The organism is Pseudomonas fragariae (ex Marin et al. 2024) (genome assembly GCF_059621105.1).
The window spans coordinates 2,722,577-2,739,455 of sequence record NZ_CM184369.1; the positions used below are offsets into that span (position 1 = coordinate 2,722,577).

Genomic DNA, 16,879 nt, shown 5'->3' on the forward strand with positions numbered 1-16,879 from the left:
TTTAAGCGTATGCCGGTTTTCAAACGTTTCATTTCGTTCATGCAGCAGGCCTTGCGCGCCATGCATCTGGTCTGGACCACTTCCCGAGCGCTGTCCATCGGCCTGATCGTCGCCACGCTGATCGCCGGCCTGCTGCCCGCGCTGGCCGCCTGGCTCGGCCAGCGCATCGTCGATGCCGTGGTCGCTGCCATGCAGTTGCACGCCAGCGCAGGCGAAGCGCCGTTGTGGCCGGTGTTGCGCTATGTGTTGTTCGAAGCCGGTGTGCTGGCTCTGCTGGCGGCAGCACAGCGTGGGCTTTCGGTGCAGCAGGCATTGCTGCGGGTGCTGCTGGGGCAGAAGGTCAATACCCTGATTCTGGAGAAGGCCCAGACCCTGTCGCTGTCGCAGTTCGAAGACTCCGAGTTCTACGACAAGCTCGTGCGCGTCCGGCGTGAAGCCTCGACACGGCCGCTGGCACTGGTGACCAAGTCGTTGGGGTTGCTGCAAAACCTTATTTCGCTGATCAGCTTTGCCGTACTGCTGGTGCATTTCTCGCCTTGGGCGTTGCTGATTCTGGTGCTCGGCGCGTTGCCGGTGTTCTTTGCCGAGGCGCATTTTTCCGGCGATGCGTTCCGCCTGTTTACCCGGCGCGCTCCGGAAACCCGTCGGCAGAATTACATCGAAACACTGCTCTCCCACGAGGGCTATATCAAAGAGGTCAAGCTGTTCGGCTTCGCGCCGCTGCTGCTCAAGCGTTACCGCGACACCTTCGAGCGTCTGTACGCCGAAGACCGGCGCCTGACGGTGCGCCGTGATGGTTGGGGCTTCCTGCTCGGCCTGCTCGGCACGGCTGCGTTTTACCTGGCCTACGCCTGGGTGGTGGTCGATGCGGTGCATGGGCGGATCACCCTGGGGCAGATGACCATGTACCTGGTGCTGTTCAAGCAGGGGCAGGCCGCGGTCAGCAGCAGTCTCAGCGCCATCAGTGGTCTGTACGAGGACGGCCTGTATCTGGCCGACCTGTATGTCTACCTCGGTCAGCCGGTCACGCCGTCTGCCGGCAGCCTGACCGTGGGCGCGCAGCCCGGCGATGGCATGCGCTTCGAAAACGTCAGTTTCACCTACCCGGGGACCAGCCGTCCGGCACTGGAAAACATCGATCTGCACCTGGCGCCGGGGCGCAGCGTGGCCCTGGTGGGCGAGAACGGCTCGGGAAAGACCACGCTGATCAAGCTGCTGACGCGCCTCTATCAACCCGATCAAGGCCGTATTCTGCTGGATGGCAGCGACTTGCAGGAGTGGGACGAAGAGGCCTTGCGATCGCGTATCGGCGTGATTTTTCAGGACTTCATTCGCTATCAGTTTCTGGTCGGCGAGAACCTTGGAGTCGGCGACACTCAGGCCTTCCATGATGAAGGCCGTTGGCGCGAAGCGGCGGCGCAGGGCATGGCCGCGCAGTTCATCGAACAGCTCGACAAAGGCTACGCCACCCAATTGGGTCGCTGGTTTGCGGGAGGTCAGGAGCTGTCGGGCGGGCAGTGGCAGAAAATCGCGCTGTCACGCGCCTACATGCGCCGCGACGCCGATATTCTGATTCTCGACGAGCCGACTGCTGCGCTGGATGCAGGCGCAGAAGCGGCGGTATTCGAGCATTTTCGCGAGTACGCCAAAGGGCGCATGACGCTGCTCATATCGCATCGCTTTTCCAGCGTGCGCAATGCCGAACACATCGTGGTACTGGAGCACGGGCGGGTGCTGGAACGCGGTGATCATGACAGCCTGATCGCCGCCGCAGGGCGCTACGCCGCGCTGTTCGATCTGCAGGCACAGGGTTATCGCTAGGTAAAACCGGATAAAAAGTGTTGCAGTGAATGACCAGTCGGCGTTTTATGGGAGCCCTGTTTCAAGCTGTATCTTTTTGAATCAAACGGAGACATCGATGCAATTTCGTAAATTGGGCAAAACCGATCTGTCGGTCAGCGCGATCTGTCTGGGCACCATGACCTGGGGCGAGCAGAACACCCAGGATGAAGCATTCGAACAGATTCGTATGGCCAAGGATGCCAAGGTCAACTTCCTCGACACGGCAGAAATGTACCCGGTGCCGCCGCGTGGCGAGACCTACACCAAGACCGAAAGCATCATCGGCGAGTACTTCAAGAAGTACGGCGACCGCAACGACTGGGTACTGGCCAGCAAGGTCGCCGGTCCAGGTCGCATGGATCACATCCGCGATGGCAATCCGCGTCTTGACCGCAAGAACATCACTGCGGCGCTGGAAGCCAGCCTCAAGCGTCTGAACACCGACTACCTGGACCTGTACCAGCTGCACTGGCCGGATCGCAAGACCAACTTCTTCGGCGTGCTCGGTTACACCCACGACCCGGATGATCAGGCCGTCGAAATCGAAGAAACCCTGTCGGTACTGGGCGATCTGGTCAAGGCGGGCAAGATTCGCCACTTCGGCCTGTCCAATGAAACGCCGTGGGGCACTCAGCGTTTTCTGCACCTGGCCGAAACCCTCGATCTGCCACGTGCCGTCTCCATCCAGAACCCCTACAACCTGCTTAACCGCACGTTTGAAGTCGGTCTGGCGGAAATCGCCATTCGCGAACAGATCGGCCTGCTGGCGTACTCGCCACTGGCGTTCGGTGTGCTGGCGGGCAAGTACCTGGACGGCGCACGTCCGGCCGATGGCCGTCTGACCCTGTTCGAGCGTTTCCAGCGCTACAACAATCCGCAGGCCGTCACCGCCACGGCCAGGTACGTCGCGCTGGCTCGCGAGCATGGTCTGGATCCTTCGCAGATGGCGCTGGCCTACGTGACCAGCCGACCGTTCGTGACCAGCAACATCATTGGTGCCACGAAACTCGATCAACTGAAGATCAATCTGCAGAGCATCGACGTCACGCTGTCCGATGAGGTCATCGCCGGTATCGAGGCCATTCACACCTCGCAGCCCAACCCTGCGCCATAACCTGCACTGAACTTAATTTCAGCCTCGCCAGTCAGCACTAATACGCTTACTCCGAGGCTGAAATTGATGCACATCTCACTCAAGCAACAAGTTGCAATCGTTACCGGCGCCAGTTCCGGTCTGGGCGCAGGTGCCGCACGCGCGCTGGCAGACGCCGGTGCCGCCGTGGTGATCAACTACAACTCCAAGCCTGAACCTGCCGAGAAACTCGCCGAAGAGATTCGTGCGGCCGGGGGCAAGGCGCTGGCTGTGGGTGCCGACGTTTCGAAGGAAGAAGACGTCGAGCGGCTGTTTGCACAGACCATCGAACATTTCGGCGCGCTGGATATTCTGGTCGCCAATTCCGGCTTGCAAAAGGACGCGTCGATCGTCGACATGTCCCTCGAAGACTGGAATACCGTCATCAACGTCAACCTGACCGGGCAGTTTCTCTGCGCCCGCGCAGCATTGCGTCAGTTCATCAAGCAGGGCATGCGCCCTGAAGTGTCACGGGCCATGGGCAAGATCATTCACATGAGCTCGGTGCACCAACTGATTCCGTGGGCCGGGCACGTCAATTACGCAGCGTCCAAGGGCGGCGTCGACCTGTTGATGCGCAGCATCGCCCAGGAAGTCGGCGAACTGAAGATTCGCGTCAACAGCGTTGCACCGGGCGCCATCCGCACGCCGATCAATGCCGATGCACGCAAGGGCGACGCCGAGAAGGAAATGCTCAAGCTGATCCCTTATGGTCGTATCGGCGAGCCGGAAGACGTCGCCAATGCCGTGCTCTGGCTGGCTTCCGATGCCTCGGATTATGTGCACGGCACCACCCTGTTCATCGACGGCGGCATGACCCTCTATCCGGAGTTCCGTGGCAATGGCTGACTTTCCCGCAGAGGCGCAAAACCGTATCGAGGATCACGGCATCATCGGCGACATGCGCAGTGCTGCGCTGATTGCCAACACCGGCAGTATCGATTTCTGCTGCTGGCCGGACTTCGACAGCCCGTCGATTTTTACCGCGCTGCTGGACACCCCCGACGCCGGGATCTTTCAGCTGGCGCCCGATCTGCCTGACGCCAGGCGGCTGCAGATCTACCTGCCGGACACCAACGTTCTGCAAACCCGCTGGATTTCCGAGGACGCGGTGGTGGAAGTCACCGACCTGATGCCGATCGGCGAGGATCAGGATGATCTGCCGCGTATCGTGCGCCGCGTTCAGGTGCGTTTTGGCGAGGCCACGCTGCGCATGCGCTGCCGGGTGCGCATGGATTACAGCCGTGCCGACACCGCTGCGCGAGTCGATGGTCAGGACATCTGCTTCGAAGCCGCCGGGCAACCGGGCATGCGTTTGTCGGCAACGACGCCGTTGCGTCTCGAGCAGCACGACGCCGTTGCCGAATTTCATATGCACAAGGGCCAGACCATCGAGTTCATTCTCGGCGGAATCGATGATTCGAATGTCGCTGCTGGCCGCTGCTCGCGCTATTTCGATGACACCTTGAAGTTCTGGCGGCGCTGGTCCGGGCAATCGCAATACACCGGCCGCTGGCGTGAAATGGTCACTCGTTCGGCGCTGGCCCTCAAGCTGCTGACCTCGCGCAAGCATGGCGGCATTGTTGCCGCTGCGACGTTCGGTTTGCCGGAAACCGAGGGCGGCGAGCGCAACTGGGATTACCGCTACACCTGGATACGTGACGCGTCGTTCACCGTGTATGCATTCATGCGCCTGGGCTACACCGATGAAGCCAATGCCTTCATGAGCTGGGTACGCGGACGACTGGATGACTGCTGCGAACAGACCGAGAAGCTCGGCATTCTCTATGCGCTGGATGGCCATGCAGAGCTGCCGGAAGAGCATCTCGATCACCTGTCCGGCTACGGCGGTGCGCAGCCGGTACGTATTGGCAACGAAGCGTACAAGCAGGTTCAGCTGGACATCTACGGCGAGCTGATGGACGCCGTGTACCTGGCCAACAAATACGGCGACGCCATCTCCCATGACGGCTGGCAGCATGTGGTGCGCCAAGTCGACTATGTGTGCGAGCACTGGAACGACCGGGACGTGGGCATCTGGGAAATGCGCGGCGGCGATCAGCACTTCCTGCACTCGCGGCTGATGTGCTGGGTAGCGCTGGACCGGGCACTGCGCCTGGCCTTCAAGCGTTCGCTGTCGGGGCCGTTCGAACGCTGGACCAAGGTGCGCGAGGAGATCCACAACGATATCTGGAAGAACTTCTGGAACGACGACCTGAGGCACTTCGTGCAGCACAAGGGCAGCCGCAATCTGGATGCCTCGATGTTGCTGATGCCATTGGTACGTTTCGTCGGTGCCAACGATCCCAAGTGGCTGGCGACGCTGGATGCCATCGAGGCCGCGCTGGTGCGTGACGGGATGGTGTTCCGTTACCGCAACGACGACGATCATGATGACGGTCTGGCAGGTGAAGAGGGCGCCTTCGTGGCTTGCTCGTTCTGGTACGTCGAGTGTCTGGCCCGTGCCGGCCGGGTCGAACAGGCGCATCTGGAGTTCGAGCAGTTGCTGCGTTACGCCAATCCGCTGGGCTTGTACGCCGAGGAATTCGACGCGCATGCTCATCACCTCGGCAATACGCCGCAGGCCCTGAGCCATCTGGCGCTGATCAGTGCGGCCAGTTTTCTGGACCGCAAACTGGGCGGTGGACAGGCGCTCTGGCAGCCTTGACACGGTGAAGAAACGGATCATGAAATGAACGTTCAACGCTTCAGCCATGATTCGTTTCACTTGGCGTGCAATGAATACCCCACTGGCTGTTCTTCAAGTCGGTGGTCTTGCGCCACAGTCGCGCAATAACTCAACCGCGGCAGATAAACGCCGTTGCTGCGCATGGCTGCCCGAATCGCCACGTCGTCATCACAGGTCGCCAGCGTGCGTCCGGCAAGCAGCCCGATCGCTTGCCCCGAGCGCATCGCGCCCATCGGTGTCCAGTCGGCAATGATCAACGCACCTTTGGGCACTACCGGCTCGTAGGCGCGCACGAAATGCTCAGCGGACCGGTCGCGCAGGTAGGGCACCATGAAGTAGCGAATATCGTCACGATAGGGCAGCTGCTCCTTGTGCGCCGGAAGGGTGATGACCCCGTTGGCGTAGAGTGAATACGTCAGCAGGATGACTGCCGGTGCCGACAATGCCGAGAGATTGAGCAACGTGCCGCGTGCCGCTGTGCGGGGCAGGATACGCCGCAACTGAATCATGCCGAGGATCGTCAGTATCGCTGCACCGGGTAGAAAAAAGGTAAAGCGGTCGGTCACATTGTAGGAGATGGCGAACACCAGATTCAGCAGCGCGGCGCTCCATAACAAGCGCAGCCGGCTTCCCCTGGGAAACAGCAGCAGCCCCGCCATTTGCGGCCCGATCAGCGACAGCAGCAACAGCGCTACCGCGCTCTTCTCCTCGAGGAGTTTGTCGAAACGCAACAGACTGCCTTCCCACTCCGGCCCTGCAACGGTCGCGCTGGCCCCGGTCATGTAACGATGCGCAATGTCCAGCAGGCCCATCCCGGCGTTCAGGTCATTGATTACCGCAACAGCGGCCGCCGCGAAACCAAGCATGAAACCGGGCAGGGTGATCAATACTTGCGCCTTGTGCTGAAACAGCAGGTGCACGTAAAGCGGCAGCAGAACCACGAACGTCAGTTGATGAACCGAGGCCGCCAGCCCGGTGAGTACGCCAATCGCGAAGAGTTTTTTCAGCGGCGTCAGAAGCGGACTGTCATTGAAGTAAAGCGCATAGGCCAGTAGCACGATCAGCGTGTGCAACAGGTAGACCTCAGCCTTGGTCGACACCCAGAACACACCATGGGCCAGTGTTGTCGCCGCGGCAGCGAGCAGCGCCTGGCGTGCACCCGCGCCAACGCTCTGCGCCAATCGGTAGACGACCCAAGCCAGCGGCAGGAGAAGCACCGAATTCAGCAGGCTGAGCGAACGTGCACCGAACAGGTTGGAAAAAACCGTATTGAACAGCTGATAAAACGGATGCTCCAGTGGCCCGAGCGACTGGCTGAAATACAGACCCTCATGGGCGTTGGCCAGGAACATGCCATTGTCCATCCATTGCACGGGACCACTGGAGGCCAGAAAACTTGCCGTGATGGCGGCACCTAGCAAAAACAGGGGGATACACATCGATGTGCGCGAATCGAGTGGCATTGAACCGCTCCTCCGTGAGGTGAACAAAAATGTCGAGCGTCTGAGTTATGGCCTCAAGACTGAGGATTCGGTACGGGTTTCGCGCCGGTAAAGCGCGAGAGCATCACGGCGCCGATGGCCACCGCAAACCACAGGGTCGCCAGACGTATCAGCACTGTGGCAGCCACCGCATCCGCCCCCGGCATGCCCTTGAACATCAGCAGCCCGACCATCACCGCTTCGGCGCTGCCCAGGCCGCCCGGCATGAAGCTCAACGCTCCCGCGAGCATCGCCAGTGCGTAGGCAAATACGGCAAAGGTCAGCGGGATCTGTGCGCCCATCCAGCCAAGCATCCAGTAAAACGCCAGTGCCTCGGCGCTCCAGGCCAGCAGACTGAGCAGGCTGGCGGTCAGCAGCACGTTGCCATGCAGGCACTGGCGAGCGGCAAGCAGCACGTTGAACAGCTGCTGCCACAGGCTACTGACGCGCGTGTTTTTTGTGGGCAGTGAAGCCTGTAAACGCTCCAGCAAGTGACGGCGAGACAGCACCAGCGAGCCCGTCAGAACCAGTGCCAGGCCGAGCAGGATCATTGGCTGCGCCTGCGGATACCACGACAGGCCGAACAGCGTGAGCAGTACGATGGCCAGCAGATCGGAAAGACGCTCGCTGACAAACGCGGCAAAGCTTTGCGGGTATGGCACGCCCAACGGCCTGAGCAATACCCCACGCAGCGCTTCACCGGCCTTGCCGGGAGTCGTGGTCAGGGCGAAGCCAGCCAGATAGATCCGCAGGCTTTTTCGCCAGGCCAACGGATGCCCCAACACTGAAAGGTAGAGTTGCCAGCGGACGAAGCGCAGCGCGTAGTTGATTGCAGACATCAACAACGCCACGCCGATGCCGAGCAGCCCGACCTTGCCCGTCGCTGCGCTGACCGCCTGCCAGCCGCCCCACAGCGAGAAACCCAGATACCCCATGGCCGAGACGACGATCGACAGAAGCACTGCCCGATAGCGCCATCCGGACAGCAACAGCAAGCCGCTCACAGGTTGAGCCTTTTGAACAACGGCTGCGGGATCGAGCGAATCACCCACATGATCCATGCCCAGAAGCCCGGCGCGTAAAGGCTTGTTGATTGGCGTGCGATGCCATTGACGATGCGTTCAGCAACGTCTTCCGGTTGCGCCACCAGCCAGGCCGGCAGTGGCAGACCCCGGGTCATGGGCGTGTCGACGAAGCCTGGTTTTATGGTCACTACGTGTACGCCCAGCTTGAACATCCGCGCCTGTAACCCGTCGCAGAACGTCGAGACGGCAGCCTTGGCCGAGCCGTACAGATAATTGGAAGGGCGCCCGCGATCGCCCGCGACCGAGGAAATCACCGCCAGTGTGCCGCAACGCTGAACCTCGAACTGCCTGGCCAACACGGTCAGCAAGGCAATCACCGATGCGCCATTGGTGATGAATTCCTGCACGGCCAGCCCTGCGTTCTGCTCGCAGGCCTTCTGATCGGGCAAGGTGCCGTGAGCCAGAAGCACGACATCGATCTGCTGCAGTACAGCCAGACAATCAGCCAGCATCGCCGGGTGCTCCGAGAAGTGCGTGACGTCCATTTGATAGGTATCTACGTGTCCGGCACCGCGAGCCCTGAGGTCGGCGGCATTGCTCACGAGCTTGTCCGTATTACGCGCCACCAGGAAAAAATCACAGCCTTGCGTGGCCCAGCGTCGGGCGCAGGCATGGGCAATGGTTGATGTAGCGCCAATGATCAGAATCTTTTTCATGACATCACTCGTTTCCAGAAGCGGGACATCAAAGAGGGGTCGCGCAGGGCTTCCAGTTGTTCCCACGCCGGATAGGCCTGACGGAAGTCGCTGCCGCTCATGTGTGCATCCTTGGCCGGGTACAGTCGTCCACCCGCGTCACGGACAATGGCATCCAGACGCGGGAACAGTGACTCGGCCAGATCGCGCGTTTGCGCAAAGTCCAGTGCCAGCGAGGTGCCCTGCATCGGAAAAGACAGCAGCCCGGGCGAGGCGATGTCACCGCAGCGCTTGAGCACTGCGAGGAATGACCCCTGTCCCGAGGCTGCGATGGCATCGAGCAGCAGCTGCATGGCCTGGGGTGCACAATGCTCGGGAATCACGCACTGGTATTGCTGAAACCCCTTGCGACCATAAAGACGGTTCCAGTGCAGCACTCGATCCAGCGGGTAGAAGAACGCCTCGCAGGCGCTGCGGCGGGGCCTCGGCAGGTCTGAGTGCGCGTACCAGTACAGCGAATTGAACGCACGCAAGGACAGGCTGTTGACCAGCGACACCGGAGGCGTGAACGGCACGTTCAGGCGATTGCGCGCCTCAATCGACAGTGACCCGTAACGGGCGTGGTCGCCGACGATGTAGACCCCGCGGCCGCTATGCGCACCACGGGCCAGGCAGTCGATCCAGGCCACGCTGTATTCATGCTGCGCATCCAGCTCTTGCGACAGCGTAAAGAACTCCGCCAGATTGGCGAAGCGCACTGCCGTACTGTCGATCTGGCTGCTGCGGATCGGCATCAGTTGCAGCTCGACCCAACTGATAACACCGGTCAGACCGAGGCCGCCAATGCTGGCGGCGAAAAACTGCGGATTGTCCACGGCCGAGCAGACCATGGGCGGCTGGTCATGACGGATCAGCTCGAAGCGCATGACATGACAGCCAAAGGTGCCGCGCCGATGATGGTTCTTGCCGTGTACATCATTGGCCAGCGCGCCGCCTATCGTCACGTACTTTGTGCCAGGCGTGACCGGTAGAAACCAGCCGTGCGGGATCGCTGCCGCGAGCAGTTGCGACAGTGTCATGCCCGCTTCCAGTTGCACCACGCCGCGCTGCCAGTCGGCAGCAATGAAGCGATCCAGCCCGCGCATGTCCAGTACGTGAGCGCTGCTGGCCAGACAGCTGTCGCCGTAGCTGCGGCCGTTGCCGAAGGGCAGGCTGGTGTGATGGTGTGCAACGGTTTGCGAGATGTACGCGGGCAAGCGTTTTATCGAGTCACATTCGTGACCCTGCTGGGCAACCTGCGGGTAGCGACCCCAGGAATAGAGAGGCCCGCTCATGCTGCGACCCAGAACACCAGCAGGAACAGCAAGCCGATCCCCTGGCTGATCCGGTCGCGAATCGCGAAAACCACCGGGTCCTCGTTCATTTCGCCGCGATGGGTGAGCATCCAGATCCGGGTGATCCAGAACAACAGCAATGGGCAGGCCAGCCAGATAACGTGCGGGTGCTGATACAAGGCCACCGTCGCACCTTCATGGATGTAAAGCGCCAGCACCATCACTGCCAGATTGCCTGACGAGGCCCCCAACGAGGCGATCATGTCCAGATCGCCCGGGTAGTAACCACGGCCAGCCGTCTTGCCTGTTACAGCGCGCAGTCGTGCCTCGCGCAGTTCGGCATAGCGCTTGACCAGCGCCAGGCTGAGAAACAGAAACATCGAAAACGCCAGAATCCAGAACGTCAGTGGCAATTGAAACGCTGCCGCACCGGCCAGGATGCGCGTGGTATAGAGCATCGCCAGAACGATGACGTCGACGGCCATGTGGCGCTTGAGGTAAAGCGAATAAACCAGCGTCAGCAGGTAATAGGCTGCCAGCACCGCCGAAAACTGCCACGGCAATCCTGTTGCCGCAGCGGAGAAGGCTGCGGCGAGCAACAGCGGTATGACCAGCAGGCCGGATTTTATCGACAGCGCACCACTGGCGAACGGGCGCTCGCGCTTGCTTCTGTGGTGGCGGTCGTCTGCCAGGTCAAGGAGGTCGTTGAGCAGGTATACACTGGATGCGCACAGCCCGAAACACAGAAAGGCCAGCAAACCGTCGAGCAGCAACTGCGTGTTCTGGACCTGATGGGCAGCCAGCAGGGGCACAAAAATCAGCGCGTTCTTCAGCCATTGGTGCAGGCGCAGCGCCTTGCGCCAGGCGCTGGTCCCGGACGTTGCCGATTGGATAACCTGCTCGACATTGCCTTGTGCCCGCGCCTTGCGCTCCACGCCGGCAAGCGGGCTGGCGACGATGGCCTTGCGTGAGACACCCCAGATGCACAGATCGTCCCGGGAGTTGCCGATGTAATCGAAGCCCTGCTCACCATAGTGGCTAACCAGCAAATCGCGTTTACGATGCGCGGAAAGGTTGGTTCTACCGTCCGAGGCCCACACATGATCGAACAGTTGCAGATGTGCCGCGATCCGGTTGGCGAGGGTTTCGTGCGAGGCGGTGGCCAGAATCACGCTTCTACCGGTCTGCCGCTCGGTCTGAATGTAATCAATGACGTCAGCGTTGAACGGCAGTAACGCAACGTCAATGTCGGTACCCAGCGCCAGGCCTTGCTTGAGAGACGCCTTGCCCTGCAGCAGCCAGGCGAAAAGACTGAACAGCTTTAACGGATGACCACGGATAAACGCCACGGCGGTTTCAAACAGCATGTCGGATCGCAGCAATGTTCCGTCGAGGTCGACAACCAGCGGTGTATGAACCTCAAGAATTCTTCCTTGAATACCGGGCATGAATAGTTGCTCCTGTGAACGTGAGCGCACTATGGAACGAAAACGGACATTCGCCACTTCAATAAAGTTAAACGCTATCGATAATTCAGCCGTGCCGATGGCGTCAGAAAAATCAGCTGTTTGACACTATTCGCCACACGACGGCTATTGATCCGTTATTCGATCAAAGACCGGAATCTGGCGGTGGCAACGGTAATGGCTGGCGAGTGCCGCGCCACCCATCGCGATCTGGCCGGGGCAGTGCGCTTTCGGCGATTCTCTGCCGATCGGTACCAGCGACTGCGCGTGACCCGTTGCAGATCCCGGCCCCGCGCGGACTGCGCTTGAGGTGTTCATTGGTCGCAGACATCAAAAAAATAATGAATTTCTTTGCCACGAATACAGTCACCTATACTTCAAGCCACTGCTGAAAAAGGATCAGACTTTCAATGGCACTTCCAAAGCATTACCGCATTGATTATCTGCTGAATGGTTCGTTCAAGAGTTTTTATATACGAACCGAGAATATGGATAACGCTGAAGCATGGCACTGTGCAAGTGTCGACGCAGGTCTCGCACGCATACCGAAATACCGTTTGGAGAAGGTCGCGCGGGTGTCGAAACCGTACGCCGAGCACTTCGGTGTCACCAATGTTGAGTGGGCTCAGGCCTGAGCCCACTCAACCTGCACTCGTCAGCGGTGAGCGATCTGCTCCAGCGCAAGATTGCGTGTGCGTGGCCCGAACCGGCCGATGGTGACGATCACGATCAACATGCTGCCGACGATGAAGGCCAGTACGCCCGGCGTGCCGAAGTGGTCGAGAAATATCCCGATCAGCAGGCTGCTGAACACCGTTGACAGTCGGCTGAACGAGTAACAGAAGCCCACTGCGCGAGCGCGGATGTTGGTCGGGAACAGCTCACCCTGATACGAGTGGTAGCTGAAGCTCAGCCATGCGTTGCAGAACGTGATCATGATCCCGCAGAAAATCAGTCCTGCCGCGCTGGTCTGAAAGGCGAACAGGCTGCCGAAGATCATCGCGCCCAATGCTGAGCCGACGATTTGCCATTTGTTCTCGAAGCGGTTGGCAAACTTCACGAACAGTAACGGCCCCAGCGGATAAGCCAGCGTAATCACGAACGCATAGGCCAGGCTGTGGGTGACGCTCAGGCCCTGACCCGAGAGCAGGGCAGGCAGCCAGTTGCCGAAGCCAAAGAAACCGATGGCCTGAAAAACGTGAAACACGATCAGCATCAAGGCGCGGCGACGATAGGGTGGCTGCCACATGTCGGCAAATCGACCGTTGCCTGACAGCGCTACGTTTTCCGGTTCAGGCTCATCCAAGGGCTTGCCGTGGTCTCTGATACAGCGTGCTTCAATGCCGTCCATGATGCGCTCGGCTTCATCGAAGCGTCCCTTCTGTGCCAGCCAGCGCGGCGATTCCGGCAGCGCCGAGCGTAGCCACCAGACGAACAGGGCGAAGACTGCACTGCTGATCACTACCCAGCGCCAGCCGGAAAAACCGAAAGGGTCCTGGGGCACCAGCCACCATGACATCAGCGCGACGCTGGGCACTGACAGAAACTGAATGAAGAAGGCAAAGGCGAACGCCGAACTGCGTATGCGCTTGGGCACCAGTTCCGACAGGTAGGTGTCGATGGTGACCAACTCGACCCCCAGGCCGATACCCACGACGAAGCGCATGCCTATCACGCCCAGCGCAGAGGTCTGCAGGCCCATGATCACGGTGGCAACGGTGTACCAGATCAGCGCGAAGGTGAAGATCGCGCGGCGTCCGTAACGATCGGCAACCGGGCTGACGAGGCTGGCTCCGAAAAACAGTCCCAGAAAGGTTGCCGAAGCAAAGGCTGCCTGATCGGAAAAGCCGAACAGACCCTGACTGCCCGTGGCGAAGATCCCGTCGCGAATCAGACCGGGACTGATGTAGGCGGTCTGGAACAGGTCGTAGAGCTCGAAAAAGCCGGCGATGGACAGCAGGGCGACCAGTCGCCAGATGGTCGCGACCGCAGGCAGTCGGTCAATACGCGCCGAGATGTACGCTGCCCGCAACGGCTCGTTCGCGGTTGCCTCGGTATGAGGTAATGAGGTCATGGATGGCCATCCTGAGTTCTTGTTAAGGCCTGAATACTACTCCTTACAATTTGTAATCATTGGTCTTTTAATGCAGTTATCGGGGTATAAAAGATGAAAAATTGTTTACTGGATCGGTTTTTTGACTTTTTATATCGGATCCATTAGGTCGCTGGAATTAAGTGAACATGAGGACGGTGCAGCGGTGACCGTGTCAGGCAGGGAGGTACGCGAAAAACAGCAGGCATGAAGCCATCAATGATGTATCAACATGTGTCGCAAAACTTTAGGATTGGGCCTTAACTATCTGCATGCCGGGTTCCCGTGACGTACAAACTGCCCACTACTGCCACCGCTCCTTTCTGCCCTTCGGCGACCACGGACAGTGTGGCCATTCCGCCGAACGCGTCCTTGCTGCGCAAGATGATGCTGTTTGTCGGGCCTGGCCTGCTGGTTTCCATCGGCTATATGGATCCTGGCAACTGGGCGACCGCCATCGAGGCCGGGTCGCGCTTCGGCTATTCGCTGCTGTTCGTGGTGGTCCTGGCCAGCCTCTCGGGCATGGTCTTGCAGAACCTTTGTTCGCGGCTGGGCATCGCGACCGGCCGTGATCTGGCGCAACTGTCCGCCGCACGCTACAGCCGCAAGGTCGCCAAGGGCCAGTGGTTGCTGGCAGAACTGTCGATCATTGCCACCGATCTGGCGGAAGTGCTGGGCGCTGCGCTGGCGTTTCATCTGTTGCTCGGCGTTTCCATCACCACCGGTGTGGCGCTGACCGCTTTCGATACGCTGATTGTGCTGGCCTTGCAGGGCGCCAATTTTCGTCGTCTGGAAGCCATTGTACTGGGGCTGATTGCAACCATCGCCAGTTGCTTTGCCGTCGAGTTGTTTCTGATCAAGCCATTCTGGCCGGATGTCGTCGCGGGTCTGAAGCCGAGCTGGGATGTGTTGAGCAGCCAGGAGCCGCTGTACATCGCCATCGGCATTCTGGGCGCCACCGTCATGCCGCATAACCTTTATCTGCATTCGTCTGTGGTGCAGACGCGGGTCAACGGTTCGGACCAGGCCAGCAAGGCCAGCGCCATTCGCTACGCGCGGCTGGACACCATCGGTTCGCTGAGCCTGGCGCTGCTGATCAATGCGGCGATTCTGATCCTCGCTGCTGCAGCGTTTCACAAGACCGGGCATACCGAGGTGGTCGAGATTCAGGACGCCTATCACCTGCTTGATCCGCTGGTGGGTGGTGCGATCGCCAGCGTGCTGTTCGGTATTGCCTTGCTGGCGGCGGGGCAGAGCTCGACCTTCACCGGCACCATTGCCGGGCAAGTGGTGCTCGAAGGTTTTCTGCAGGCAAAGATCCCGTGCTGGCAACGGCGCTTGATCACCCGCGCACTGGCACTGATTCCGGCGCTGATTGGCGTGATCTGGCTGGGTGACAGCTCGGTGGGGCAGATGCTGGTGCTCAGTCAGGTGGTGTTGAGCCTGCAACTGCCTTTTGCGCTCTGGCCGTTGATTCGTTTCACCAGTGACCCACAACTGATGGGGCCTTTCGTCAACAGCCGTCTGGTTAAAACGGCGGCCTGGGGGCTATTCGGACTGATCTCGGCGGCCAATCTGACGTTACTGTGGTTCTGGATCAGCTGAACTTGATCGGCTGCCGCGACTCTCACACCTGACACCAATGTCAGCCGTCAGGTAGCCGGACATGAGCACATCGAGCGACAAAGGCACCGTCTTCGAAACCGATTTGCCCGCGCGTCTGGACCGCCTGCCCTGGGGACGGTTCCACACCTTGCTGGTGGTTGCGCTGGGGATCACCTGGCTGCTGGACGGCCTGGAAGTCACCCTTGCAGGCTCCGTCGCCGGGGCCTTGAAAGCCAGCCCGGCGCTCAATCTCAGCAACAGTGACATTGGCCTGGCGGGTGCCGCCTATATTGCCGGTGCCGTGCTGGGCGCGTTGTTCTTTGGCTGGCTGGCGGACCGTCTCGGGCGTCGCAAGCTGTTCTTCATCACCTTGCTGCTGTATGTCGGCGCAACGGCCGCCACGGCGTTTTCTTTCAGTGTGTGGAGCTTCATGCTGTTCCGCTTCCTGACCGGCATGGGCATCGGCGGCGAATACACGGCAATCAATTCGACCATTCAGGAATTTACCCCGGCCCGCTACCGTGGGTGGGTCGACCTGACTATCAATGGCACGTTCTGGCTGGGTGCCGCGCTCGGTGCGATTGGCTCGATTGTCTTGCTCGACCCGCTGTGGGTCGGCGCCGAGCTGGGCTGGCGCCTGTGTTTCGGGATTGGTGCGGTATTGGGCCTGCTGGTTCTGCTGATGCGACTGTGGCTGCCAGAGAGCCCGCGCTGGCTGTTGATACACGGCCAGGCTGAACAGGCCAGGCAGATCGTCGAGCAGATAGAAGCAGACTTGCAGCGTCAGGGCCACGTACTGCCCGCAGTGTCGGGAAAACCCCTGCGCCTGCATGCCCGTGACCACACGCCGCTGGGCGAGGTCGCCAGAACGTTACTGGTGACGTTTCGACAGCGTTCGCTAGTAGGCCTGACGCTGCTAACGGCCCAGGCGTTTTTCTACAATGCGATTTTTTTCACTTACGCACTGGTGCTGACCGACTTCTATGATGTGCCGGCCGAGCGCGTCGGCTGGTACGTGCTGCCACTGGCGCTGGGCAATTTCTGCGGTCCGCTGCTGCTGGGCAGACTGTTTGACGTGGTCGGTCGACGGGTGATGATCAGCCTCACCTATGGCGTGTCGGGCGTGCTGCTGGCGATCAGCGGCTACCTGTTCCAGCAAGGCGTGCTGGACGTCACCCAGCAGGCCATCGCCTGGATGGTGATTTTCTTCTTTGCATCGGCAGCGGCCAGCTCGGCCTACCTGACCGTCGCCGAAACCTTTCCACTGGAAATCCGTGCCCTGGCGATTGCGGTGTTTTACGCATTCGGTACCGGGCTGGGCGGGATGATTGGCCCGACGCTGTTCGGCGAGCTGATCGAAACCGGCGAGCGCAGCAATGTGCTGATCGGCTATCTGATCGGAGCAGGGCTGATGCTGCTGGCGGCGGTTGTGCAATCGATATGGGGCACGGCTGCCGAGCGCAAATCTCTGGAAGATGTGGCCAGACCGTTGTCGCAGGCCGGGGACCGATAGGGTTC

13 protein-coding genes are annotated in these 16,879 nt (G+C 60.3%); 7 read left to right on the forward strand and 6 right to left on the reverse strand.

Annotation, left to right across the window (positions count from 1 at the left end; all coding sequences use genetic code 11):
* Positions 1-9 precede the first annotated feature (9 nt).
* The 4 genes from AC54XV_RS12140 to AC54XV_RS12155 all read left to right on the forward strand — a co-directional run bounded on the left by AC54XV_RS12140 (position 10) and on the right by AC54XV_RS12155 (position 5,642).
* On the forward strand, positions 10-1,821 hold the full coding sequence (locus AC54XV_RS12140; RefSeq protein ID WP_024642564.1) for an ABC transporter ATP-binding protein: 1,812 nt from the start codon (positions 10-12) through the stop codon (positions 1,819-1,821).
* 97 nt (positions 1,822-1,918) lie between these two features.
* The gene (locus AC54XV_RS12145) at positions 1,919-2,956 is read left to right on the forward strand and encodes an NADP(H)-dependent aldo-keto reductase (protein WP_011267571.1); all 1,038 of its coding nucleotides are present in this window, start codon (positions 1,919-1,921) and stop codon (positions 2,954-2,956) included.
* 66 nt (positions 2,957-3,022) lie between these two features.
* On the forward strand, positions 3,023-3,823 hold the full coding sequence (locus AC54XV_RS12150) for an SDR family oxidoreductase (protein ID WP_058399074.1): 801 nt from the start codon (positions 3,023-3,025) through the stop codon (positions 3,821-3,823).
* Positions 3,816-5,642, forward strand: a complete 1,827-nt coding sequence (locus AC54XV_RS12155; RefSeq protein WP_058399075.1) for a glycoside hydrolase family 15 protein — start codon at positions 3,816-3,818, stop codon at positions 5,640-5,642. The genes AC54XV_RS12150 and AC54XV_RS12155 overlap by 8 nt, the downstream gene beginning before the upstream one ends.
* 56 nt (positions 5,643-5,698) lie before the next feature.
* On the opposite strand, the gene AC54XV_RS12160 is transcribed toward AC54XV_RS12155, so the two are convergent.
* Genes AC54XV_RS12160 through AC54XV_RS12180 form a run of 5 tightly spaced genes read right to left on the reverse strand, consistent with a single transcriptional unit; the run spans position 5,699 to position 11,646 of the window.
* On the reverse strand, positions 5,699-7,126 hold the full coding sequence (locus AC54XV_RS12160; protein ID WP_058399076.1) for a DUF2723 domain-containing protein: 1,428 nt from the start codon (positions 7,124-7,126) through the stop codon (positions 5,699-5,701).
* 53 nt (positions 7,127-7,179) lie between these two features.
* Complete coding sequence (locus AC54XV_RS12165; RefSeq protein ID WP_058399077.1) at positions 7,180-8,148, reverse strand: lysylphosphatidylglycerol synthase transmembrane domain-containing protein; 969 nt, start codon at positions 8,146-8,148, stop codon at positions 7,180-7,182.
* On the reverse strand, positions 8,145-8,885 hold the full coding sequence (locus AC54XV_RS12170; RefSeq protein ID WP_011267576.1) for an SDR family oxidoreductase: 741 nt from the start codon (positions 8,883-8,885) through the stop codon (positions 8,145-8,147). The genes AC54XV_RS12165 and AC54XV_RS12170 overlap by 4 nt, the downstream gene beginning before the upstream one ends.
* Positions 8,882-10,198: an FAD-binding oxidoreductase gene (locus AC54XV_RS12175; protein WP_496718752.1), complete on the reverse strand. Its 1,317-nt coding sequence runs from the start codon at positions 10,196-10,198 to the stop codon at positions 8,882-8,884. Before AC54XV_RS12175 ends, AC54XV_RS12170 begins: the two co-directional genes overlap by 4 nt.
* Positions 10,195-11,646 carry a UbiA family prenyltransferase gene (locus AC54XV_RS12180; RefSeq protein ID WP_011267578.1) on the reverse strand — a complete coding sequence of 484 codons (1,452 nt, stop codon included), beginning with the start codon at positions 11,644-11,646 and terminating at the stop codon, positions 10,195-10,197. The genes AC54XV_RS12175 and AC54XV_RS12180 overlap by 4 nt, the downstream gene beginning before the upstream one ends.
* Before the next feature lie 428 nt (positions 11,647-12,074).
* Between AC54XV_RS12180 and AC54XV_RS12185 the strand changes: the two genes are divergently transcribed.
* Positions 12,075-12,299 carry a DUF6555 family protein gene (locus tag AC54XV_RS12185; protein WP_003407519.1) on the forward strand — a complete coding sequence of 75 codons (225 nt, stop codon included), beginning with the start codon at positions 12,075-12,077 and terminating at the stop codon, positions 12,297-12,299.
* A 20-nt stretch (positions 12,300-12,319) separates the two neighbouring features.
* On the opposite strand, the gene AC54XV_RS12190 is transcribed toward AC54XV_RS12185, so the two are convergent.
* Positions 12,320-13,738 carry an MFS transporter gene (locus tag AC54XV_RS12190; RefSeq protein WP_024639487.1) on the reverse strand — a complete coding sequence of 473 codons (1,419 nt, stop codon included), beginning with the start codon at positions 13,736-13,738 and terminating at the stop codon, positions 12,320-12,322.
* A gap of 315 nt (positions 13,739-14,053) precedes the next feature.
* Here AC54XV_RS12190 and AC54XV_RS12195 point away from each other — a divergent pair, with 315 nt between their 5' ends.
* Both AC54XV_RS12195 and AC54XV_RS12200 read left to right on the forward strand, forming a co-directional pair.
* A complete protein-coding gene (locus tag AC54XV_RS12195) occupies positions 14,054-15,361 on the forward strand; it encodes an Nramp family divalent metal transporter (protein WP_161632413.1) in 1,308 nt (435 codons plus the stop codon).
* 61 nt (positions 15,362-15,422) lie between these two features.
* On the forward strand, positions 15,423-16,874 hold the full coding sequence (locus AC54XV_RS12200; RefSeq protein WP_024660403.1) for an MFS transporter: 1,452 nt from the start codon (positions 15,423-15,425) through the stop codon (positions 16,872-16,874).
* The last annotated feature ends 5 nt before the right edge of the window (positions 16,875-16,879 follow it).